Raw genomic sequence first — 22798 nt, 5'->3', positions numbered from 1 at the left:
CGCCCGACAACATCGCCGGGCATCCGGGCGTTTTCTGGCCGCTCCTCAGAGCAACATCGATGCTCCGCGATCGAGGTAGGTGTCGAGGAACTGTTCGAGCCGCGCATTTCTCGGCTTTCTGAACACCTCTTTCGGAGGGCCGGTGAAGACGATCTTGCCGTGGTCAAGGAATGCGATCTGCTGCCCGACTGTGGCCGCAAAGCCGATTTCGTGCGACACGACGACCATTGTCATGCCTTCGGCCGCGAGATCGCGCATGACGTTCAGCACCTCACCCGTGAGCTCCGGATCGAGAGAGGAGGTCGGTTCGTCAAAGAGCATGATTTTTGGCTTGAGGGCAAGCGCACGGGCAATCGCCACGCGCTGTTGCTGCCCGCCGGAAAGCTGCGATGGATAGTGCCCTGCCCGGCCTTCCAGGCCGACTTTCACGAGCTGAGACATCGCCCGTTCTTCGGCATCCTTGCGGCTCATCTTGTGAACGGTCTTCAGCGCCTCGCTGACATTTCCGAGCGCCGTCATGTGCGGCCAAAGGTTAAACTGCTGAAACACCATACCGATCTGCGCACGGATCGCCCGGTTGGCCGCAGGCGCAATGCGCTCACGCACGCCCTGTGCATTTTCGGTAAAACCCAGGACCTCGCCGTTGACCGTGATCGTTCCGGAGGTTGCTTCCTCAAGAAACGCCATGCAACGAAGAAGCGTGCTCTTGCCGGATCCTGACGGGCCGATCAGGCAGGAGACCTGCCCCTGCGGTATCTCGAGGTCGATGTTTTGGAGCACCGTCGTGTCCCCAAACTTCTTGACGAGATTTTTGACTGCGATCGCGGGGAGGCTCATGCGTTAAAAAACCTGAATCTGGTGAGTTTCGTTTCTACGAGATGGCCAAGCCGCCCCGTGATTTCCACAAGCACCCAATAGAAGAGCGCCAGCACGGAGAGGGCTTCGACGAAGGCATATTGCTGGGCGCCAATGGCGCTCAGTGTTGCCGTCAACTCCGGAACGGTGATGATCGAAAGGACGGCGGTCTCCTTCATCAGAAGAACCGCCATGTTGAGCGATGGCGGCAGCACCAACATGGTCATCTCCGGCAACAGGATGCGCCGGATGATCTGTCCCTGTGTCAGGCCCACGCACTCACCTGCCTCGATGTGACCCTTTGGAACGGCCATGAAGCCGGACCGAAAGATTTCGCTATAGTAGGCCGCACCATAGATCGAAATGCCGATCAGGCCGGCGGGCAGCGGATCGAGTGACAGGCCGATGAACGGGCCGCCGTAGTAGACCAAGAATATCTGGATGAGGAACGGCGTGCCGCGCAGCACGGCGACGATCAGACCAAGCGCCTTGTCGAGCAGGACACCGCCGAACCGCCGGCCGACAGCGACGAAAAATCCGAGGATGGCGGCGACGATCGTTCCGACGATCCAGATCAGAACCGTGACACCGGCGCCACTTATGATCGCCGGCAGCTGGTCAAGTATGACGTTGATATCGAAAGTCATCGCGGCACTCCGGGAAGAGAGCGCTCTATGAGATCGCCGGCAAGCGCGACGATCCAGTTGATGACGAGATAGATGAGGCCTGCAGCGGCAAATATCTGCAGCGGCAGGAAGGTGCTGCCTGCGAGGTCTTGCGCCATGCGCGTCAATTCGATGACGCCAACGACGGAAACCAGCGACGACGCCTTGAGGATGAGGATGGCCTCATTGACCAGTGCCGGGAAAGTCAGCCTCAGCGCAATCGGTGCCTTGATGCGACGGAAGATCTGGCCCGGCGTCAGGCCCACCATCTCGGCCGATTCCACGAGACCGGTCGGGACGCTTGCAAATCCACCGCGCATGTTCTCTGCCTGGTAAGCCGCCGTGCAAAGCGAAAGGCCGACGATTGCGGCAACGATGCTCGGCACGTTCAACCCGATCGCCGGCAACATGTTGTAAATCAAAAGCAACTGCACAAGCAGAGGCACACCGCGGAAGAAACTGATGAAAATTTGTGCGGGAATAACGAAGAGCCCCTTCTTCGACAGCAGCATGCCCGAAAGAAGGATCGCGATCGCAAAACCGATCAAAATCGAGACGACGCTGATCGCCACCGTGTAGATCGATGCGTAAAGTAGCAATTCAAAGAGTTTGATCGACATGTCCCGCTTTTGCCCGCCTGGCTGTCATGGAGACCCGATGGCGTCTTCGATTGCGCCCCTAGGCCGGGGCGCAATCCGCGATCAGGTTGATATTAGAATGCGGGGTCCTTGACGGCATCGGGCGTCTCGAAGGTCGCGCCGAACCACTTCTTCTGGAACTCGGCCATGCGGCCGTCAGCCTTGATCTTCAGCAGCGCCGCATCGATCGCATCCATCAGCGGCGCATGATCGGTGTCTTTCAGGCCAATGAAGCCGAAATAGGACTTCTTGCCGAATGGCGGCAGCACGACTTCAAAGGTCCCCTCGCGCTGCTTGGCAACGAAGGCGATGTTCGGCAGCGAGTTGGCAACACCGGCAATGCGGCCGGCAGCGAGGTCGGCGTAGGATTCAGTGAAGGCCGGGTATTCGCGGATATCTACCTTCGAAGGCAGCGTTGCCGAGAATTCCTTCAGCTGGTCGAGCTGCGAGGTGGCCTTGCCGACACCGATCGTCTTGCCGGCGATATCGTCCGGCTTGCTGATGGTCGTGTCGCCCGCCTTCTTGAGGATCGCGATCGTCGCTTCAGCAATCGGGGGCGTGAAACGGTAACGCTCCATGCGCTTCTTGGTGATGGTGGCGGGGCCGGCGACGACGTCGAACTTGCCGGCTTCGAGTGCCGGGAAGACGCCGTCCCAAGGAAGCGCCACCCACTCGATCTTAACACCGAGCTCCTTGCCGATTTCGGCAAAAAGATCAACGTTTAGACCAGCATGCTCGCCGGCGTCGATAAAATCAAAGGGCGCAAAGGCGGTTTCCGTGCCGACCTTGAGAGTGCCGGCGGCCTTGACGGCGGCGAGCGTATCTGCGGCCTGCGCAGACAGTGTCGCCCCCACCAGAAACGCGGCGCCGACGAGGCCCTTAAGCAATGAACGTGCGATCATGATTGTCATCTCTCCAGTTTCCCCACCCGCCAGGGTGGGTTCGAGTTCCCGATTTCAGTCCCGTGTGCGGACTTCTTTGATCCGCTTTTGACTATACAAATAGATATAGGCTAGCCTAAGGTGTCAACGTCAAAGTCAGCGAACGCAATTTTTATGCCGAACGGCTGCTTGGAGGCGCGAATTTCGCGTTTGCATCGTTTCGCCTGCAGGGTGATGAGGTGGCGTATTGGAACCAATTTATCTCAGGATATTCAAGGATATCGAGACCAAGATCCTGAGCGGCGACTGGCGCCCGGGCGCTCGCATTCCGAAAGAGCACGACCTGGTCAACGACTACGGCTGCTCGCGCATGACTGTCAGCAAGGCGTTGACCGCACTCGTCGAGCGGGGTCTCGTCGTACGAAAGCGGAAAACCGGCTCATTTGTCGCCTCGCCGCAGATCGACCGCACCGTCATGGATATCCAGGATATCGGCACCGAGGCAACTTTGGCGGGCTATGAGCATCGTTATGAGATCCTGACGCGAAAGGTCGAAACCCTGGGCCCAGTTGAGGCCGCCCAGCTCCATGGCACGACGGGTGCCGAAATCTTACGCATTCAGTGTCTGCATATCGTCGACGGGAAGCCCACGGCAATCGAGCGGCGGATCATTCTGCTGGATACGGTACCGCTTGCGAGGAACGAGAGCTTCGCGGCCGTGCCACCGGCGAAGTGGCTTCTTTCGCAAGTGCCCTGGTCCAAGGCCAAGCATGTGATACGGGCAGTCTCGGCCGACGCTACGACCGCACGCATTCTGCAAATCGAGCGTGGTGAGCCCTGCCTCAGCCTCATTCGACAGACCTGGCAGAATGACCGCATGGTGACCTACGTCGAGATCACGCATCCTGGCGACCGCTTCCAGTTTGCGGGCGTCTTTCATCCGGCCGAGAAGCGGGCGTCACGCCGGTAACCATAAAGGGCGACGCGGTGAGCGACGAGCAGATACTCCGGGGAATTCCTCTCAAAGGCCTACAGGCGTTCGAAGCCGTCGGGCGCTGCGGCAGCGTGACGGCTGCTGCAGCGGAGCTGAACGTCTCTCCCGGCGCGATCAGCCAGCAGATACGCAAAATCGAAAGCTTTCTTGGCGTGACCCTTTTGGAACGCAGTGGCCGGACCGTCGAATTGACGCAATGGGGACGGCTCTACCACCGCGAGATATCGAAGGGCTTTGAGCAATTTGCGCTGGCCGAGCAGGTGTTGGAGCGCGCACGCAACGAGAATGCGCTCGTCCTCAGCGCACTGTCATCTGTCGTCAACAAATGGCTCGGCAGGCGCATCTTTGACTGGCAAGCGCTGCATCCCGATGCACATGTAAGGGTCACCGGCCGCGACAAGGAGCCGAGAATGGGCTTCGACGAGGTCGATTTCCGCGTCAGCTACGGATCCGATGTCTTGCAGCATGACCACTATGCAGAGTTGTTTCGCGATTGGGTCGTACCCGCCTGCTCCCCCGCGCTGATCGACGGCCGCAGCCTGTCGCCCGTCGAGTTGCTGTCCTACCCGCTGCTGCATGTCGAATGGGAGCGACACTTCACGCCCTACCCCAGTTGGACGGAATTCGCCGCGAAGATCGGCACCGGATTCAAAGGGCCGCCTTCCGGCTTATCGTTCACCTTATCAAGCAGCGCCATCGACGCTGCCGTCAACAAGCGTGGCATCGTGCTTGCGCAGATGTCGATGATCGCTGACGAACTGGAAGCGCAGACACTGATCATTCCGGTCGATATCAGAATGCCGTTGCGCGAGAGCTATTTCCTCGCCTGGGACCGCTCCGCGCTACAAAAGCCTTATGGCCCGGAGTTTCGCGACTGGGTCATTGCCATCTCCCGACGGCAGGCGCAGATCTCAGCGCCATCCATTTTATCCGAGCCAAAAATAGACCCATCTTCAAGCGATAGTTTATGATGGGGAGCCACCGGAATGCGCCGATTGTGTTGAAAAAGTCGAAGTTCGGGGGGTATCGAAAAGTCGGCCAATTACGATCTAGGTGTATGATGCCGCCCGATGCTGCCTCGGCTCCGCTGCGCGGCTCACAGGGTGCTTGATCGCAGAATTGGCAGGTCCCCCACGTCCATTTTCTATGCCGGCTCTACGGCCCTCCGAAAATCAGACGTGACAGAAAACGGACTTTTTTCAACGGTATCGGCGCGAAGCAATCATTCGTCTAAGGCCCTAGTTCACCACGCAGGTGCTAGGCGTCATCGCTGAAGCCGGTTCCTTCGCTCCAACAGGAGTTCGTGCTCGACCAGCTGCTTACCTGCGGCACTGAGGCATGTTTCGCCGACCATTTCCTCGGTTACGCCGAGCTCCCTGAATCTCCGGTCCTGATCGGTCGCAAGGGCAGCGGGCTCGCGCCTGTAAAGCTGCAAGAGGGTGCTCCATTCGGCGTAAGTGAAGTCTCTCCGGGCGATCATGACAAGTGCCTCTCTGTCCAGATTAACGATAGCACGATTTTCTCTCTTGAAGGCAGTAAAGAGCCCGTCATCGAATAGGTGCTCAATTTCTGGCCTTTAGGCTCCCACCGTCGCGGCGAACCGAGGGCGATGGGCGCAGTTCATGCAGTTGCGGTTGTCGAAGGGTACGGCGGCGGGCTCTCGCGCATTTGAGACACACAGGGATCACTCACCTGGTCCTAGCCTGAAAACGTTCGTCGCCTCATGGCGGCCGCGCAACACATGCTGGCCGACAGGTCGCGCCGGGCATCCGGAACCGGCAGATCGCAGCACGATGTCGCTGACCAGAATGACCGCTTGGTCGTCGTCGATCATGCACTCTTTGGCGACCTCCTGGAGGCGTTGCGCAGTGTTCACGACATCCCCGACCAGCGTATAGTTTATGCGGCCAGGAGCCCCGATGTTTCCCACCATCGCGGGGCCAGCATGTATGCCTATCCGGATTTTCACGGGCGGCATGTCAAGTCCTCGTCGACGCCGATTGTCGACGACAATCGCCGCCGCAATGGCGCTCGCCGCGCGACAGGCTCGGGCGGAATGGTCCAGTTGCAATTCGGGCGCTCCCCAAAACGCCATCAACGAGTCGCCGATGTACTTGTCTATGGTGCCGCCTTCCGCCTCCACGCAGGCGGCAACGAGCCGGAAATGCTCATTGAGAAACGCCGCCGCATCGGACGCCGATAGCCGCTCGGCGAGGCTCGTGAAGTCGACGATGTCGGTAAACAGAACAGTGACCTCCCGCTCTACAAGCGCTGTCGCCTGTTCGCCCTGTGCCATAAGCTGCTTGACCAGGCGTCGAGGTACGTAGGTCTCGAACCAGTGCAAGGTCGCTATGAGCGCATTGTAGGCTCGGATCGCCTCGTCCAGTTCACGAAGATGACTGCCGGCGAGCGGCCGGGCAGCCGTGAGATCGAGCGTGCGAATTGCGGACGTTGCACGTGCCAGGCGCAGAATCGGTTTTCCGATCGCGTAGCCGACCAGCCAGGCACAAGCGACCGAAGCTAGTACAGCCGCGAGCCCCAGCCAGGCCGCTTGCTCAAGTCGGCGCACTTCGCCGCCAACCTCGTCGAGCGGTAAATAACGGCCGACGACCCAAGGCTGATCGCTGTATCCTATGATGTCGCGATAGATGAAGACATAGGAAGCGCGATCGACGGTGACGATATGGCTTTTCGACGTTCCTACGAAAGGTGCCGCACCCGCTCTTAGGTCCGGGTTCCAGATCGACGCCAGCACCCGATCTCCGATCTCGGTAACTTCGGGAAGGGGCTTGTCGCGCTTGAATAGCTGAGGGTTGTGGGCAAGCGCCGCATGGGCGAGGACATGATTGCGGCCGAGAAGTATAAATGCGCCGGCATCTGATCCGGCGGGCGAGTCGGCGAGAAAGCGTGACAGCTCCGCGACCGTGACCGTGGTCAACAAAATCCCGAGAAAAGAACGCTCATGCCACAGTGGGGTACGAACATTCAGGAGAGGCTGCTTCAGCCGTTCGCTCCAGACAAGCTCTCCCCAGACGGGGCGGCCTGCGCGTCGCGCCATCTCAAACGCATCGTCCAGGCCAGGTACGGTCTTCATGTCGATTTTGCGCAAGACGACTTCGTCGCCATTGCGTTCGACGCGTAGCTGCTTCAGATCGGTGCGGATGACGGCGAGCGCGGCTATCTGCGGGACGCCGGCGAGTGCCGCACGAAGCTGACTCATGGAGGCCGCTTCATCCTGGGGGTCGAGATCGCCGTCGAGAAAAAGCTTGGCCAGGAATTCAGACTGGTCGCGGGCTGGATCGAGGTGCAATCGAGTTCGTTCCACAATTGTGTCCATAATTCGCTCACTGCGGTCGCGGACGAGTGCGACTGTGTTCTGACGGCCGCTTTCCAGGGCGAGGATCAGCGCTGATGCGGTGACCGCGATGATGAGTCCGAACGTGGCCGCCAGTGCAATGTGTATGGGGATGCGGCGTAGACGCTTCGATGAAGCCTTGTCGCCACTGTTGGGCCAAGCCTTGTCGCCACCGGCCGATCTAGCCCTCGGCAGGCGTTTCCAGGCCAGCAATTTCGGACCGACAATAGACATCCGACGATCAGCGAACTGCGAGCAAGAAGAACGGCGGGTGTGGTCAGGGTCGCCTCCGTGAAATCGCTCGCTTGAGGGTTTGATGCTTTCAGCTTCGTTTTTCAGTAATGAAGATGCAGCACGACCGGTGCCTGCTCCCCTTTCGGGATAACCACGAACAGATTGTCAAACGCGCTTCGTTCAATCTTGATTTCCTCGGAATCTCCCAGCGCCGCGAGAATCTCTGGAATGGTGCTCCAATGCCCCACAACAAGCACTTTGTCCTTGCCGTGCTCTGAGCGGAGTAGATGGACCAAACCGCCACTGTCCTCATAGGAATGAACATGAATTTCGAGTCCAAGGGCCTTCGCCAGAGGTTCGGCCGTCTCGACCGTGCGCCTAGCTTGCGTGGCATAGACGGTGGTGATGCCTGCATCCTTCAGTCGCTCAGCCAGCATCCTGGCTCGTTGTTGTCCAGACTCCGACAGCGGGGTTTCGTCGCGAATCTCATCGAGGCTCAGTGTTGATGGCGGATCGGTGTGCCGAACGATGTAGATCGCCTCCTGCGCGCCAACTGACTGGGGCATTACAAGGCTGCCGGCAGCCAAACCGATCAGCAGTCGGAGGGTCCTAGCTTTCATGGCCGTTCTCCCTCGTCCGTTCTTTCAGGGGAAACAAGTGATACTACCATGCAACACAGGTTGCAGACAGCCGAATCGCAATCTCGAGGTCGGGTCGAGACAAGAGGGCGACAGCGGAAGGCCGGGGTCTCAGCCCAGCCGGCGACAGCAATGCTCCCAAAATGACCTTAGTGGAGGTACGCTAAACGGCGTCTTATGGCAGATATCGTTGAAGAACACCAAATCAGGCGGGCACGAAAATTCGCTCAAACGACATTTTGAGCGAAGGTTAGCGTTCAACGCCACCGCAATCCCCCGGCTATCGCGGCTGATCTTGTCGACGTTAGATCGTACGGCCCCCCGCATCCGTATTTCCAAAAAGTTGATTTGACAACCCGCCGTGATCGCGCCGAGGTTGAATTCGATTTGCCTAATATGAATCGGCTAGATGGAGGAAGCGATGAACACGATTATGCACACGTTATCCCTCACATTGGGCTCGCCGTTGCCGCGGGGAGCGCTTGTTTAACGCCGTTCCCGACAACCGTACTTGCCCAGGATCACTCGCACGACGCTGTAGGCTTCGAAGGGAAAGTTCTACTGAAGACGACGGCAACAGCAACTAACCAACCATTGACCCTGCCCCAGACTGATACGCCCGAAATCACGTCGATGGTCATTGCAATCCAACCGAACGGTCACAGCAATCTTCATCAACATCCGGTTTCGGTCATCGCTCATGTATTGGAAGGAACGCTGGAAACCCGGGTCGGGGGAGTGTCAAGGACGTATAGGGCTGGGGAGGCCGTAGCGGAGCCGATGAACATCCCCATGCAAGCCTTCAATCCTCGCGGTGTCCCCACGAAACTCCTGGTCGTGATGGTTGGAGCGAAAGGCAAACCCAACTCCATTGCCGTCGAATAGCATTCCAGAATGGCGTCAGTTACGCCTATTCTCGGACGACGATTGGCTGGGTCATCGTATTGACGACGCCCTGGCCTGGACGTGCCCGCTTCTCAACAGGCGGCAAAGGTCTTTCAACATGAGGCTTGGTCATCTATGGCCGGGACCGGTCTGTGGCGGGCAAAGTCATCGCACTTTGACAACATCCGCTTCAAATCCGTAGGCTCTCTGAACAAGTGCCACGCGGATTTCATAACGCGTGTACCAGTCTGCCCGGCCCCGGCGTTGCGCCTCGACGTGATCGACAACGGCTTTCCATGCTCGGATGCTTTCCTCGTCCCTCCAATAAGAGTTGATTATACCGAAACCATCAGCACGGCGGGCGCTTTCGAAACCCAGAAAGCCAGGCTGCTGCTTTGCCAGTTCCACCATCGCAGCGCCGATGTCACCATAGCCGTCTTCGACCTCCGTTCGTTGCGATGAGAAGCAGACGACGTAATAGGGTGGTGCAGGCAGGGAAGCGATAGACATGCCGACCTCTCGTTGCCAACGGGCAGCTTTACAGGAATTACCGGATTCGAACGCCATCCTTAGGCACCGCAGAAAGAGCTCCATGGCAGACCACCACTCGAAATTGACATCGCGGGCTGTCGGAGCGACCCTTAGATGGCGATTCGGATCGCTTAGGTTCCTGCGATCCACGGTGCCGCGCGTCAATCCCTTTGTTGAGTTCAAAGCTATCAGGAGAAAAACCATGATACCTGCGAGTCTCTTCTACGATCTCATTGACTCCCAAATCGCGTTCAAAATCGTGCAGAGGAATTTCAACAGTCCCAACTTCATCTTTAGCGTACCGCGTGCGCAAGACGGGCAACTCCGTTTGACGGTGCTTGGAAGTCAGGCCATGGTCGGGTCTGCAGATGCTGTACTTGCTCGCCTGAATGCACTCCTCTGCGAACACCCGGCGCGTCAACCGCAGCATTCCTTCAGGCCGGCTACTGTTAACGGGGCGGTTATAAGCTATTCGCTCTTTCCCGAGGCCGAGAGGGGCAAGCAGCATGGTATGCCCGATGAGCTGGCTGTCGAATGCCGTATCATGCCCGCCGACCACCCCAGCCCAGACCGAGAAGCGGTGATGGTGAATGTAATTATCGGCGGAAGGCACAGCCTCCATCTTATGGAACAGATCGGGAAGGACAACTTCCAGGAGATCAGCCGACTATCGCCTCATGCCCTGCCGATGGAAATCCATCAGAAATTGGCGGCGAATGGATACTATGAACAGAGCTTCGTCGCCCTGTATGGCGACGCCGCCCTCGAAGAGGCGAAAATAAAATTGAAGGACGCCTGCAGTAGGTGGGTTTCCCCCGATGTCGATCTAAGGCACGCGCGTCATTGAGAACGCCCCGAACGGGAAGATAGAAGCCGTCACCCATGATGTGCCGATAACACCCTGTTGAGATGTTGTTCCCGCAACGCCGGAGCTGTCCTCGTCGTTCGCAGGGCCCGGATTAGGCTGACTAGTTGCGTCGCCTGAAGCCGCCCGTACCATGCGTTGAGTTCATCCAGCGGTCGCTGCGGCGCCGTCTCAACAGTTCGAGAAGAATATCGGCTCGGCGTTTGCGTTGGGTCCTGTGCTCGTCCCTAAGTCCGGCATGGGCGGGGCGTAATGAATCGCGCACACGGTTTTTGGAGCCTTGGCTTTTTCGTCACAGCCGTAGTTTCGGCGTAAGCGCGTAGGTCACCCCGGGTATCATTCGGGCTGCTGATGGGCGATCCAGAAAGATGAACGCCTCGGCAGAAGAGAAATATTACCATGACCAGTTGATCCTGCCGCGATCGGCCGACCGGCTTTTCAGAGCAAGTGAGGCGATCACAAGCGCCATCCGCCTGCTGGTCTGCGTCTCCTCTCAATCGAGCTTGACAAGCGCGTCCAAGTCGAGACGCTATTGGCCTCGCAACGTCGTAGAGAAACGAGGATAGGATGAGGTTCAGCAGACCGGCAGTGGCAGGCGTGGTTGGCGTGGCAGCGTGTGTGTTTGGCGCGTGCCTTGCGGCATCGCCTGCGCTCGCACAGGAAGTCGAGCCGCCCGCTCCATGGGTTAAGCTCACCGGTTCGCATGCCGGAGCGGTCGGAACATGCTCTATCGTTGATGCGAGCGACAACGAGGCTTGTTACATGGTCCGGTGCGACGCCAAGAACGGTCTCATCTTCGAGATTGGCGATGCCACTGTTGGTGAGATGGGCCTGCGATCGGCGCGCTTCGAGATTGGGAAGTACAGAGAGACGATCCGCCTCGACGGGAACAGTTCCGATCGGCGAACGACTGTTCTCTCAAAGCATCCGAAGCTGCTTGCCGCCCTCACATCTGGCGCTGATTTCGCCACTATGTACGCCGTCAAGGCCGATGTGGAATACAGCACCGGCTTTGAACTCACGGGGGCGCGAGACCAGATATCTCGCCTGGCAAGGGGCTGCCCAACCAAGCCGTGACGACGGGCAAGGGTCCTGACTGACCCATGACGCCCGGTTGCCCAAAGCTGCGTTTTGTGGTCGCGCATCCGATGATGCCGCAGGACTGTAATCGGCGTTGCGATCGCTTCGAGAAACACGACGCTCTTCGCCCGGACCCCTGGCCGTAGAAACCGCATGGTCTGCCGCGGTCGTTGCTGCCAAAGCGTCCCGTGTTCGGCGTGATCACTGACCGTCGATTTATGTTGTCGCGCTGCCCAAAGATGCAGCGGGTGCTGAAGGCCGTCGAAATTAGACCGATTGGCCTCATCCTTACCTTCTGCATCCTATTCAAAAGTTTCGGCGGCATTCCGTCAAGCTGGCATGCCGATGCAGCTTCACTTCGGACTGAATTTGGTTTTGCAATGATTGTGGGAACGTTCGAAATAGCTGGAATGCGCAATGCTCCTCCTCGAACGACGGAAGAGCATGCAGATACGGGACATGTCGCGCGTCCTACGGTTGCACTGCTTCCCCTTTGCGTTAAACCCGCTGACCTGCTCTCACCAGATGGGGTGTATGCATCGCTTACCAAAAACGGCCGCCGGCTATCTCTCCCGAAGACAGGCGCAGGTTTCAGCACTATGACTCCTTAGAAAAACTAAAAACGGACGTTGCGGAGCATTAAATCCGGTTAATTAACCCGTTGATTTCACAGTGATGGTGCGCGAATTTGACTCTATTGGCCCATTTATCAATCTGGAGCGCTCCCATTTTCCCATTTCGCTGGACAGTTCAGCCAGGCGTTTGCTTTCATCAACGTAGAGAACCGCTCACTTCTCAATCGAAGAGCATTCGACTGGCTCGACGAACACATGCTCTAGGCAGATGGCGACGGGAAACCCGTGATAAGTGCATAGGTGATGCTACGTGGTCGCACGCAGCATCTCGGGTCTGAGGCGCAGCCTCAGCGATCGTCGGCCGCTGGCCAGTCATTTGATGGCTCATCAAGGAAGCCCTTGACTGTACGATCGTCCGCCGGGTCTGCGTTGCGCTTCAGCGCCTGGCGGAGAGTGCCAATCTCTTGAATGATTGCCTCGAAAATCTCCTCGTGGCGAACGCCAGAGACCACGAAAGAGTCGACCAGATCTTCAAGCCGGAGCCGAAGGTGTCCTCGCCACGCAGCTGACGGCGGCTCTTTGTCTCCACTCATCACTTTAGACCTTCCTTCACCGCCGTGGGGGCATTCCGACGTATCTGCCAGCGGAGAGACCTCAGACACTATCGTGTTTTCACGCTTGGACTTCCTATCGGCCTCCCGCCGGGAGTCCGATGCGTGTACGCGGGTGGATTATAGTCCCGCTTCTCCTTATAAGCGAAAGCATCTTCGTAAATAGGTAGTCAGTCTCCTGGTGGCGGATATTCCGTTGGGCACCTGAAACTGTCAATCCGTGCTGCTTGTAGCTTAAACCGCTGTGGACGTGGCGTCTCCGGTCTTCCCATTGCTGATTTCCGATGTAATCCGGGTCGAGGGCGTCTTGCCCTGCCATGCGCTCATAGGCCTGAAGCAGCCCGTGAACCCATTGCTGTCACTTGATATGCCGACCTGTCTACCTGGGACCAATTTCCAGCCGCATCAACAGCTCATCGTAGTATTTTCCCCCCACTTTCAAAGCATCGACCTCGACTGCCCATTCCTCGAAGCCCATCGATTTGTAGAGGCGGATAGCGGCTTGGTTGGATGAAACGACGCAAAGGCGAAGCGAGCGTAGCGTCGACCCAACTTCATCAATGATCGCAGCAAGCAATAAGCGCGAAAGTCCGGAACCCCGTGCCGTTGGGCGAACATACATTCCCCAAATCGACCCTATGTGTTGCGTTTTGATTGAGGTGGGTTTTGAGAGGCCAATGATGCCGGTTAGCACTCCTCCGTCGGATATCCCTCCGACTACATAACCTCTCTCCAACCTGTCAGCGATGCTTGCTAAAGATTGGCTCTTCTCCTCTTCCCATGACGCGCCAAATGCCTCGGGATGGCTGAAAAGCGCCTCTAGGCGAATCTCTCTAAAAGATGGTGCATCGTCGCCGCGAAGACGACGGAGCTTAAATTGGGTCACGGTATGTCCTTGGGTTTTAAAAGGCGGTACTCAACAGTCTAGCGGGAGACTCCAGAATTTTGCGAGAGCGGCTGGGAATAGGCAAGTCCCGATCCATGGGATGAGAACGCGGCGCTTCCTCCATAACGCCGAAAACATTTATGGAGCCCGTGAACTCTCCCTCACGAGACTTACTTGGAATCTGTCTCCGCCTTGGTGTCCCACGTCGTGGCCCCTTGTGGGAGGACCCAACTCAGCAATTCAATTTGCCGAATCAGGTGCGACCGATTCAAAGCCGTCACGTGAGCGTGGTGCCGTTCGCCGCCTTATTCGGCAGCTGCTAGAAAGAAGCTGTTCTGCGACGAGGAGGCTAGAGCATGTACTCTGGCTTCAGCCTTGGCAATCAGCTGATAGAATTCGTCCTGCGCTTCAACATCCAGCTGGATAACAGCGTTGACATCGTCCGGCGTGTCACACACGCAGGCGACTGCCGAGATAGGACAGATGCCGCCTGGATAACGTTTGCCGGTGCCGGTATAGGCGCGGCGGCCCCAGTGTTCCGAATAAACCGTCTCTTCGCGATCGAGGTGCAGAATCGTCCCCTTGCACGCGGTGACGATGGCGGCCTTGCCGTAAGCGAACCAGTGGTAGTTCAGCTTCCGCAGAATATATTTACCCGTGATGTCCTCACCCGCCAACTCTGCCGGGTCATTAATCATTCTGATCATGGTGGCCTACCTCTCTCATCGCTCGTTAATATCCGTCAGAACTGATAGTGCGACAAGATAGAAAAGCGTAGTATTCGGAGTGACTTAGTCACAATGTGTTTCCGATTCTTACACTGCTTTCAGCACCAATTCAGGTCGCTGGTAACGTTCGGGAAGAGCTGCATCAGCGAGGTCAATTCTTCAGAGGCGACAGATGTCAGGGAAAACTTTGAGTTGATTTACGATCCGGACGCTGGGCATCACGCGCCAAGAAGAATAGGTCAAACGCCAGAGGCGACTCCGCGCCAAATATCTGCGTCTCCGTGATAGACATTCCGATATGAGCCCGGAATGGTGGTTCGACACGCATGGCATCGATCTTTCCGACATGCGGGAGACCGTGGACGAATAGCGACAAAGGTGGCCTCCCGACGGTAACAGCGGGAGGCAACTACGCCTTCCAGTCGGAGCCGACGGTCGACCGAACTGAGCGCGAATCTCGTGCACAGTCGAGGAGGCACAATTGCCAGCAGTAGCAGGGCCCGACTGACATGCCTGACACGCGACGATTTATGAGCAGTGCCTGGGAAAAATACCTGGGCGCGTTTAACGATCGACGGGAACCCTCTATTAGAGGCCGTTAAAAGCCCCCCGGTCGCGACCATGCGCTACGTCGGCCACATCGATTGCCTGCCGCGTCATACTGCCAGTCATACTGGCAATTGCCCCGGTAGCCGTAACTGGGCGTATACCCGCCCCCACAGTTGCCATTGGCGCATACCGCCACCGCTGTTCCAACCAGCGCGACAGCCACGAGCGCGGCTGCTGCCTGCTTTTGCTGCTGCACCATCTGCTGACATTCAGGAATACTGATGCCTCGACGCGAAAGTTCCGATAAAAGTTGCTGATAAAATAGCGGGTCCGGCGTTTCCAGGATCGTCTTGCACAACGCCGCTTTGCTTACCGCCTCTGGCTTCTTGTTGAATTGTGCTTGCGTTGTTGTGCAGCTCGCCAAGGCGAACGCTAACGCCCCGGCGCTGAAGCGCCGAGCCTGTCGATGGATGTTCACGAATAACCCCTCAGTTGCCCGCGAGGAACATCGCATGTTTTACTGGTACGTCAATTCCGAGCCTTAAGACATCGTTAACACAGCCTCTGGCTGTTGATGAGGCCCGGCACGCAACCAAAATGAACGGAGATCGATGGCATGCATACGTTCACCGTAGCGGTCACGTCAAAGCTGCAAGCAGACACAGTCGAAGAAGCCGCTTTGCTCTTTTACCAGCAGCTCGTAGTAGGCCCGCCGCCACTTAGCTTTCACGTAATTGATGAAACTAACACGACCACAGAGGTGATACTCGATCAAGTAAGGGCGGATGAGTTCGCAAGCATCGATCACACTGTAGATCCAGGCAACTGGTAGATCCCGCGAAACCGCACGGCTTCAACTCGAAGATCGACTTGATATCTTGTTGGAAATTACCCTCTTCGACGATTACGGCCAAGAGGCCCGAGCACGCGACGTTCTAGAAGATGTTCAGTACAGACTTGGATTGGCGAGAAGGCTGTTCGAAGCTTTCGAGTAGTGCTGCCGGTCCGTATCAGCTTGTTTGGACTACAACATGAAAGGTTTAGAAGTGACAGTTAAGCGACCACGAAGCGTGGTTCCGTGAACGTATGGCTGCTGAGAAGGGTGATTTGACTCTTGACGAATTGTGCCTCGAGCTTGCAGAGCACGGCGTCATTGTGCATCGCTCGAGCGTTGGACGCATGTTGCACCGGCTCGGTTTGAGCCACAGAAAGAGCCTCACGGCAAGCGAGCAGCTTCGTCCGGCAATCGCTCGGGCGAGAAGTCTATGGATCGAAAGACGCAAGCATTTTTCGATAAGGCTCTGGCACGCCTTACTTTTATCGATGGGACGTCAACGAACACGAAGCTGACAAAACGCTCCGGATGGTCGCCAAAGGGCCACCGCTACCCAACAATCGTCTTTCAGCCAACTTCAAATCGCTTGAGCATTCCTCGGAGTTGCTCGTTCTGCCGACGCAACTTTTGAGCCAATTGCTGTCTCAGCTGCTCTATTTCGGAATTCAGACGCATTGTTTCGGCAATGAAACCTTGTTCGGGCAATGAAGCTGCCGCGTCGATACTGGTCGCTGGCGAACTGCGTCGTTTCGCACTTCGTGCAGGGCGCGCATCAATTGCAGCCCTTTGCCTTGACCTCGCTCCATCAGCTCGCTCAGCTCGCGTTGACTTGCCCCTGCCCCCAGCCTTGTTGGCCACGCTGGTGTCGTTCTTCAGCAGTGCGGTGGGTTCGGCCTTTCCGCTACCATTAATATTGGCGGTGACCGAAACATCGGGACCATTAGCTTCGGGGACGGTTGACGCTGATGGCTCCGCGCGTACGCTCAACCGGTCCTTTGTCACCAACCTGATTGTCGTTGCCAGCACGTCCACTTCGTCCGACAAAGCAACGCCCGCAATTGGCTTTCTCTCGCTTAACGACGTTGGTCGACCAAGGCCGCTTTGCGGCGCGGTTGGCAGTTCGAGGGAAACTTCTTTAACGGGTAGTGTAGAAAACGGGGGGTGAGATGCCCCGATCTTAAGCCTGACGACGTCGATGTTGGGCTGTTCAGCGCTCGGATCTGGCGTCGCTAGGATCTCGTATTCGAGCTCATCTGGTGTCTCTGGCTTACCTCGAGACACTAACCCAGCAATCACTTTCCACGGTGATTTCATCGATCCACCTCCCGACTCGGTGCTCCATGAGCATAATACCGGGCGGGAGACCGGGCTTGCAATGCTTGCCCGGTTGTCAGTCTTATCGCTCTACAGGATTTGTTATCCCGGTGTTCCAGCGATCAAGTTGGCTTCACGCCATACCAAGCTTCTTGCGGAGGTCAACGTTCTCCGCGCGAAGCTTATCGGAGAGCGCCTTACGGAGCTTCTGGTTTTCTTCTTCAAGCTTCAGGAGGTCTGCAAAGCCGTCCGACGACAGCTTAGCCGCCTCAACTTTGCGTGGGCCACGCCTCGCGGGTTGCGCCTTTGCAGACGATTTCGCAGGGGCACCTTTCTTCGCCGCTACCGGCGCTGCCGAAGAAGGGACGGCGCTCTCTTCAGTATTCTTTCGGCGACCGCGGGTCTTCTTCACAGGCGCACTCACCGAAGGGGAAACAGCCGCTTCAGCGACTGTCTTGGATTTGCGGGGTGCGCGGGTCTTCTTTTCTTTCGTTGGGTTTCCAAGTGTCGTGTCGTTGGAACCCGTAGCGGTGATTTCGTCTGCCATGTTGAACTCCTTTATGAGTAAAAATGTTGTCGACTTACACAGTATGCGCTCAGTTCTGTTTAAAACTTATTGATTTGCGGAAGGACGCACGGCGGGGGTTTCCACGGAGTTGCAAACAGGGGCTAGCGATGAATCTGATAGTGCGAGGGCAAGCGAACCCACCGTCTCAAACTTGGGGAAAGCCCCTACGACGGCACCGCAAGAGATTGCGAGAACGGCAAAGTCACAGATCTTCGTTACATTAGTTTCTGCGATTCCATTGGGGCCGTATTGGCCGTGGATGAATACATTGATCTTGTGCGGAATTTTTACGATGTCCCCAAAAGCGCCGAGCCCTCTGATGATTATGAAAATCGATCGAGGTGGAGCGTTTCTTCTCCGCTGCAGGCTCTTCCGATATCTTGAACCAGATCACGTAAAGCGCGGGCAAAAACAGCAGCGTCAGAATAGTCCCGATAACGATACCGCCCATCATCGCGTAGGCCATCGGGCCCCAGAAAACCTCACGAGATATCGGAATGAGGGCAAGAGTTGCTGCGGCGGCGGTCAGCATAATCGGGCGCATCCGATGCTCCGTTGCTTCGACGACGGCTGGCCAAGCCGCCACACCCTCGCCTCGCAAGTGCTCGATCTGGACCACGAGGATAACGGAGTTGCGGATCAGAATGCCGATCAGCGCAAGCACTCCAAGGATCGCGACAAACCCCAAAGGCGAGTTGCTGAGAAGCAGTGCCACGACTACCCCAATGAGAGCGGTCGGGGCAACAGCGAATACCAAGAACAGACGACTGAAACTTTGCAGTTGAAGCATCAAGACTGTAGCCATGGCGACGAGCATCAAGGGCGCCACCGCCGCAATTGGACCCTGGGCATCGGCACTAGATTCAACGGCGCCCCCCACTGCGACCTTATACCCAGTTGGAAGTGCCTTCTCGAATTGCTGGATCTGCGGTCGGAGTTGATCAACGACAGTTGCCGGTTGAGTTCGCCCATTCACGGCGGCCTTGATCGTTACTGTCGGTTGTCTGTCGCGGCGCCAGATGGTTGGTTGCTCAAGCTCATACCGAAATTCTGCGACCGCAGAGAGCGGCACGGCTTTTCCGGCTTCGGCCACGCCATGCCGCCGTCTGGCGCAATCCGGCCGAGTATCGTCGGCTGTCGGCTCTATCTGCATGGTCACGTCATGCGGCCTTCGACGACAGCGCGCACTTCACGCGATAAGGACAATCAGCGTGATTGGGAGAGGCTGATCCGGACCAAGGTCCGCAAAGGGGTCGAACTTCCACGTCCGCCAATGGTGCAGACGGACAGAATCCTGACTTCTGTGTACGATCGGAGAGGTGCGGTCGCGCCGGATGTCCGCACGTCGCGTTAGACCGTTTCGAGCAGACCAAACTGAACCGGGATAAGTTTGCGAATCTTGAGTTGCCCTGCCGCATCTTTGTCAATGACAGTCAGGAGCTGTCCTTTTTCAGATCCCAACGGCATAACCAGGCGTCCGCCGGGCTTGAGCTGCCCAAGTAATGCCGGCGGCAACCGCTCGGCCGCCACCATGACCAGTATCTTGTCGAACGGGGCGTGCTCGGGCCAGCCGCGAGACCCGTCTCCGACACGAATGCCGACATTAATATAGCCCAGGCCCCGAAGCAGAGCCTCGGCACGGCTTGCGAATTCCTCGATGATTTCGGCGCTCCAGACCTGCCCGGCGAGCTCGGCGAGGATTGCGGATTGGTAGCCCAGGCCGGTGCCGATTTCGAGCACTGACTCGTGCGGTTGGGGCGCGAGGAGATCGGTCATGAGAGCTACGATGAAGGGCTGCGAGATGGTTTTATCGAAGCCGATCGGCAGCGGCGTGTCCTGGTAGGCATACGGCGCAAGCGGGGCTGGCACGAAGAGATGCCGCTGCACCCGCTGCATCGCAGCCATGACCCGCTCATCGAGCGACGCCCTGCCAAGCTCTTCGCTCGCAAGCTCGACATGGATTGCAATCAACTCGACCATGTGCCTGCGCAGGACCGCGAGGTGCTCGTCATTCATTGGTTTCATGGTCACGGGCCTTTCTCAGCCAGTTTATTCCCAGATAGCTCTGTGATCAAACTCAGGAATGACCGGAATGGAGTCCACGTGCGCCATAGCGCGAGCAAACCCCAGTGGCCGCAACGGGTCGATACGCGGACCTTGGAGACATCATTAGCGAAGGTTCCGATGTGGCGCGAAGTTGCCCGCCACCCAGGGATTCGAACAACAAAGGGTCTAAGGCATGCACGAGGATGATTGGAGGGGCAGCGATGGCCAGAATGTCTTTGAAATGCTCGTTGCCAATGGTGGCCCCCGGGGTTCTGGATACGACGGATCACATGGGGCGGGACCATGGCTCGCATCATCCGCGCGGGGGCGTTTTTCAATTTAAGCATTTATTTTGGTGCAGGAGGCAGAGGAAATTTTGGGACTATAAGGCAGTTGAATCGTAAGCGGTTAGCCGATGGCGTCAGGCTTGAAGTTCCATGGCATAAGCGCCTCGAGCTCGGATACTGGCCAGCCTTTAGCGATGCGGGTCAAGGTCTGGGAAAGCCAGTCGAGCGGATCGACGTTGTTCATTTTGGCCGTCTGGAGAAGCGTGGCCAGTGTTGCCCACGTCCGTCCACCGCCTTCACTACCGGCGAATAGACTGTTTTTCCTTGTGATCGTTTGGGGCCTGATCGCGCGCTCAACGGTATTGGAGTCAATTTCGATGCGACCGTCCGTCAGGAAACGCTCCAGTGCTTCGCGCCGGGTGAGCGCGTAGCGGATTGCGTCAGCGGTCTTGGACTTGCCAGAGACCTTACCCAGTTCCTTTTCCCAAAGATCAAAGAGGCCGGAGACGATGGTTGCAGATCTTTCCTGACGCAGCATGGAGCGGCTGTCGGCATCGCGACCGCGGACCTCATCCTCGATGCGCCACAGCTCGGTCATCGCGATGATCGTGTCCGTTGCTGCCTTTGAGACACCGCTGATGTGAAGGTCGTAAAACTTGCGACGAAGATGCGCCCAGCACCCTGCGAGTTGGATCGTTTCATTGCTGCCGGCCTTGGCACGTGTCTTGGCAAGATTGGTATAGGCCGAGTAGCCGTCTACTTGCAGGATACCGCTGAATCCGGCGAGATGACGCGCCACGCAATCAGCGCCCCTGCTGTCCTCAAAACGATAGGCCACCATCGGCGGGCTGGTTCCGCCATAGGGGCGATCATCGCGAGCATAAGCCCATAGCCAGGCCTTCGTCGTTTTCCCCGAACCAGGCGCAAGAGTGGGTAAGGTGGTTTCGTCGGCGAAGATCCTTTCGCCCTCCTTGACGCGTTCAAGGATGTAATCGGCGCATATCTGCAGCTCAAAGCCCAGATGCCCCATCCACTGGGCCATCAACGATCGGCTGATCTCGACACCGTCGCGTAGATAGATTGCCTCCTGCCGGTAAAGCGGAAGGCCGTCGGCGTATTTGGAGACGGCGATATAGGCGAGCAGCCGCTCCGTCGGCAGGCCGCTTTCGATGATGTGTGCCGATGCCAAAGCCTGGAGCACGCCATCGTTGCCCCGGAAGGCATATTTGGGGCGACGCGTCACGATGACCCTGAACTTCGGCGGCACGACATCCAGTCGTTCGGAGCGATCCTCACCGATCAGGACCTTTTCCAGCCCCTCGCAGCCGGCCGGGATCTCTGGCTCGATCACTTCCTCTATGCGTTCGAGATGAGCGGCAAAACCCTTGCGCGGACGTGCTGCTCGTTTCGGCTTGTCTTTGGCCGCGTGATCAAGCTCGCTCTGGATTGCCGAAAGACCGGTCTCAACTTCCTCGAAGGCAAAGGACACCTGTTCGTCGTTGATGCCAAGACGCAGTCGTTCTGAACGGGTGCCATGTTGGGTGCGCTGCAGAACCTTCAGGATCGATGTGAGGTTGGCAATCCGCTCGTTGGCGCTCTTCTCCACCGCCTCCAGCCGGGCGATCTCAGCTTCAGCGGCCTTCAGTCGGGCTTCTTTCGCAGCCTGCTCGCGCGCCATCGCGAGGACCATCGCTTTCAGTGCGTCAACGTCGTCCGGCAGGTCGTGAGGGGGCAAATCCATGGCAATAAGTAGAGCACAAAAACAGCCGTTTTCCCAACCATTACAGCGGCATGATTCATCTTGCCGCAGGCGCTGTCAGCCCGTCAACAAGGGTCGCCTGACCTTGGTCGGGCGGATCTTTTTCCAATCCATTCCGGCCAGCAATGCCATGAGCTGAGAATGGTCCAGACGTATCCGTGCCGCCGATATGCCCGGCCAGCAGAAGCCTTGATCTTCCAGGGTTTTCGAATAGAGGCAGACACCACTGCCATCCCACCACACAATACGAATACGATCGGCCCGTTTCGACCGGAAGACGTAAAGCGCGCCATTGAAGGGATCGAGACCGCCATCCCGCACCAGCGCCATCAACGAGGCGGCCCCCTTGCGGAAGTCGACCGGCTGGCACGACACATAGACCACCACACCCGAAGCGATCATGCCTTGCGAACCGCCCGCAGAACCTTCACCAGGTGATCGGGGTCAAAATCGCCGCCGACGCGCACCACCATATCTGCAATGACAATATCCACCGAGCCGCTGCTTACCGTTTCAACGCGCGCGAACTTGATCTGCTTGCCCGTTCCCTCCGTCAGGGGCGCAACAACTCCCGATGCCAGTGCCTTGCGACGCCACCCATAAAGCTGCGAGGGATCCAAGCCTTCAGACCGGGCAACCGCCGAGACATTGGCCCCAGGCTGCAGCGTCGCGGCGACGATCCGCGCCTTTTCGTCATCCGACCAGTCCCGCGGCTTGCGTCGTCTTCGCACGGGCTCCGCGGTCAAAACCTCAAACGTTCGAGGGTGATTCACACTGTCGCTCATAGAATTCTCCGCATGACTCATGCAGAAAATCGCCCATCAGCAGCCCGAATGATACGTGGGGTGGCCTACGCGCTTACGTTGAATCTTACTCGTGCAAATTGGGGTAAGCAGCCTCCAGAATATCTATTTAAAGCAAATATTTAGCTTCGGTGAGTCAAACGTATGCAAATGGAGTCAGACCCGTGCGAAACTGAGTCAGATAAAATGCGCCTTAGCATCCCGCTTCCAAAGGCT

The 22798-nt window shown here is 57.6% G+C and carries 24 protein-coding genes and 1 pseudogene; 7 read left to right on the top strand and 18 right to left on the bottom strand.

All coding sequences use genetic code 11. From position 1 onward, the window contains the following. Nucleotides 1-45 precede the first annotated feature (45 nt). The 4 genes from ACSQ9D_RS30925 to ACSQ9D_RS30910 all read right to left on the bottom strand — a co-directional run bounded on the left by ACSQ9D_RS30925 (nt 46) and on the right by ACSQ9D_RS30910 (nt 3060). Complete coding sequence (locus tag ACSQ9D_RS30925; RefSeq protein WP_024314190.1) at nt 46-837, bottom strand: amino acid ABC transporter ATP-binding protein; 792 nt, start codon at nt 835-837, stop codon at nt 46-48. After that, nucleotides 834-1502, bottom strand: a complete 669-nt coding sequence (locus ACSQ9D_RS30920; RefSeq protein WP_072379202.1) for an amino acid ABC transporter permease — start codon at nt 1500-1502, stop codon at nt 834-836. The genes ACSQ9D_RS30925 and ACSQ9D_RS30920 overlap by 4 nt, the downstream gene beginning before the upstream one ends. Further along, on the bottom strand, nt 1499-2140 hold the full coding sequence (locus ACSQ9D_RS30915) for an amino acid ABC transporter permease (protein WP_436285602.1): 642 nt from the start codon (nt 2138-2140) through the stop codon (nt 1499-1501). The genes ACSQ9D_RS30920 and ACSQ9D_RS30915 overlap by 4 nt, the downstream gene beginning before the upstream one ends. 92 nt (nt 2141-2232) lie before the next feature. Further along, on the bottom strand, nt 2233-3060 hold the full coding sequence (locus ACSQ9D_RS30910) for a transporter substrate-binding domain-containing protein (RefSeq protein ID WP_037124435.1): 828 nt from the start codon (nt 3058-3060) through the stop codon (nt 2233-2235). A 226-nt stretch (nt 3061-3286) separates the two neighbouring features. On the opposite strand from ACSQ9D_RS30910, the gene ACSQ9D_RS30905 reads away from it, so the two are divergent. From ACSQ9D_RS30905 to ACSQ9D_RS30895, 3 genes are all read left to right on the top strand, one after another. After that, nucleotides 3287-4009, top strand: a complete 723-nt coding sequence (locus tag ACSQ9D_RS30905) for a UTRA domain-containing protein (RefSeq protein ID WP_436285601.1) — start codon at nt 3287-3289, stop codon at nt 4007-4009. 17 nt (nt 4010-4026) lie between these two features. After that, nucleotides 4027-5004, top strand: coding sequence for a LysR family transcriptional regulator (locus tag ACSQ9D_RS30900; RefSeq protein ID WP_436285600.1), 978 nt, complete (start codon nt 4027-4029; stop codon nt 5002-5004). A 332-nt stretch (nt 5005-5336) separates the two neighbouring features. Next, nucleotides 5337-5591, top strand: a complete 255-nt coding sequence (locus ACSQ9D_RS30895) for a hypothetical protein (protein ID WP_436285599.1) — start codon at nt 5337-5339, stop codon at nt 5589-5591. Between the two features lie 126 nt (nt 5592-5717). Here ACSQ9D_RS30895 and ACSQ9D_RS30890 read toward each other — a convergent pair whose 3' ends face one another. After that, nucleotides 5718-7622, bottom strand: coding sequence for an adenylate/guanylate cyclase domain-containing protein (locus ACSQ9D_RS30890; protein WP_436285598.1), 1905 nt, complete (start codon nt 7620-7622; stop codon nt 5718-5720). Nucleotides 7623-7723: 101 nt separating this feature from the next. Next, nucleotides 7724-8188 carry a SixA phosphatase family protein gene (locus ACSQ9D_RS30885; RefSeq protein ID WP_436285597.1) on the bottom strand — a complete coding sequence of 155 codons (465 nt, stop codon included), beginning with the start codon at nt 8186-8188 and terminating at the stop codon, nt 7724-7726. A 420-nt stretch (nt 8189-8608) separates the two neighbouring features. Between ACSQ9D_RS30885 and ACSQ9D_RS30880 the strand changes: the two genes are divergently transcribed. Next, nucleotides 8609-9145 carry a cupin domain-containing protein gene (locus ACSQ9D_RS30880; protein ID WP_436285596.1) on the top strand — a complete coding sequence of 179 codons (537 nt, stop codon included), beginning with the start codon at nt 8609-8611 and terminating at the stop codon, nt 9143-9145. A 165-nt stretch (nt 9146-9310) separates the two neighbouring features. Here ACSQ9D_RS30880 and ACSQ9D_RS30875 read toward each other — a convergent pair whose 3' ends face one another. Further along, a complete protein-coding gene (locus ACSQ9D_RS30875; protein WP_436285595.1) occupies nt 9311-9655 on the bottom strand; it encodes an antibiotic biosynthesis monooxygenase family protein in 345 nt (114 codons plus the stop codon). Between the two features lie 223 nt (nt 9656-9878). Here ACSQ9D_RS30875 and ACSQ9D_RS30870 point away from each other — a divergent pair, with 223 nt between their 5' ends. Both ACSQ9D_RS30870 and ACSQ9D_RS30865 read left to right on the top strand, forming a co-directional pair. Then, a complete protein-coding gene (locus tag ACSQ9D_RS30870) occupies nt 9879-10523 on the top strand; it encodes a hypothetical protein (protein ID WP_436285594.1) in 645 nt (214 codons plus the stop codon). Nucleotides 10524-11108: 585 nt separating this feature from the next. After that, a complete protein-coding gene (locus ACSQ9D_RS30865) occupies nt 11109-11618 on the top strand; it encodes a hypothetical protein (protein WP_436285593.1) in 510 nt (169 codons plus the stop codon). 925 nt (nt 11619-12543) lie between these two features. On the opposite strand, the gene ACSQ9D_RS30860 is transcribed toward ACSQ9D_RS30865, so the two are convergent. The 4 genes from ACSQ9D_RS30860 to ACSQ9D_RS30845 form a co-directional block, all read right to left on the bottom strand. Beyond that, nucleotides 12544-12789, bottom strand: a complete 246-nt coding sequence (locus tag ACSQ9D_RS30860; RefSeq protein ID WP_436285592.1) for a hypothetical protein — start codon at nt 12787-12789, stop codon at nt 12544-12546. A gap of 397 nt (nt 12790-13186) precedes the next feature. Further along, the gene (locus tag ACSQ9D_RS30855) at nt 13187-13693 is read right to left on the bottom strand and encodes an N-acetyltransferase family protein (protein ID WP_436285591.1); all 507 of its coding nucleotides are present in this window, start codon (nt 13691-13693) and stop codon (nt 13187-13189) included. Between the two features lie 305 nt (nt 13694-13998). Then, nucleotides 13999-14400: a hypothetical protein gene (locus ACSQ9D_RS30850; protein WP_436285590.1), complete on the bottom strand. Its 402-nt coding sequence runs from the start codon at nt 14398-14400 to the stop codon at nt 13999-14001. A 619-nt stretch (nt 14401-15019) separates the two neighbouring features. Beyond that, entirely contained in the window at nt 15020-15448 is a 429-nt protein-coding gene (locus ACSQ9D_RS30845; RefSeq protein ID WP_082003180.1) for a hypothetical protein, read from the bottom strand. 138 nt (nt 15449-15586) lie between these two features. Here ACSQ9D_RS30845 and ACSQ9D_RS30840 point away from each other — a divergent pair, with 138 nt between their 5' ends. Beyond that, nucleotides 15587-15802: a hypothetical protein gene (locus tag ACSQ9D_RS30840; RefSeq protein WP_436285589.1), complete on the top strand. Its 216-nt coding sequence runs from the start codon at nt 15587-15589 to the stop codon at nt 15800-15802. Nucleotides 15803-16372: 570 nt separating this feature from the next. On the opposite strand, the gene ACSQ9D_RS30835 is transcribed toward ACSQ9D_RS30840, so the two are convergent. The 7 genes and pseudogenes from ACSQ9D_RS30835 to ACSQ9D_RS30805 all read right to left on the bottom strand — a co-directional run bounded on the left by ACSQ9D_RS30835 (nt 16373) and on the right by ACSQ9D_RS30805 (nt 22564). Further along, nucleotides 16373-17119, bottom strand: a complete 747-nt coding sequence (locus ACSQ9D_RS30835) for a hypothetical protein (RefSeq protein ID WP_436285588.1) — start codon at nt 17117-17119, stop codon at nt 16373-16375. Between the two features lie 133 nt (nt 17120-17252). Continuing rightward, on the bottom strand, nt 17253-17666 hold the full coding sequence (locus ACSQ9D_RS30830) for a hypothetical protein (protein WP_436285587.1): 414 nt from the start codon (nt 17664-17666) through the stop codon (nt 17253-17255). A gap of 388 nt (nt 17667-18054) precedes the next feature. Further along, nucleotides 18055-18768: pseudogene (locus ACSQ9D_RS30825) on the bottom strand (efflux RND transporter permease subunit); the annotation flags it as partial. A 269-nt stretch (nt 18769-19037) separates the two neighbouring features. Next, complete coding sequence (locus ACSQ9D_RS30820; RefSeq protein ID WP_436285957.1) at nt 19038-19712, bottom strand: protein-L-isoaspartate(D-aspartate) O-methyltransferase; 675 nt, start codon at nt 19710-19712, stop codon at nt 19038-19040. A 429-nt stretch (nt 19713-20141) separates the two neighbouring features. Continuing rightward, nucleotides 20142-21761 (bottom strand): IS66 family transposase, encoded by a 1620-nt coding sequence (gene tnpC / locus ACSQ9D_RS30815; RefSeq protein WP_436282212.1) that lies wholly within the window; start codon nt 21759-21761, stop codon nt 20142-20144. Nucleotides 21762-21836: 75 nt separating this feature from the next. Next, complete coding sequence (gene tnpB, locus ACSQ9D_RS30810; RefSeq protein WP_003495066.1) at nt 21837-22181, bottom strand: IS66 family insertion sequence element accessory protein TnpB; 345 nt, start codon at nt 22179-22181, stop codon at nt 21837-21839. Continuing rightward, complete coding sequence (locus ACSQ9D_RS30805; protein ID WP_436282213.1) at nt 22178-22564, bottom strand: transposase; 387 nt, start codon at nt 22562-22564, stop codon at nt 22178-22180. The genes tnpB and ACSQ9D_RS30805 overlap by 4 nt, the downstream gene beginning before the upstream one ends. Nucleotides 22565-22798: the final 234 nt, after the last annotated feature.

The sequence above is a fragment of the Rhizobium sp. LjRoot258 genome, assembly GCF_964254185.1.
Taxonomy (GTDB): Bacteria; Pseudomonadota; Alphaproteobacteria; order Rhizobiales; family Rhizobiaceae; genus Rhizobium.
This window is presented reverse-complemented; position numbering and strand designations above follow the sequence as displayed.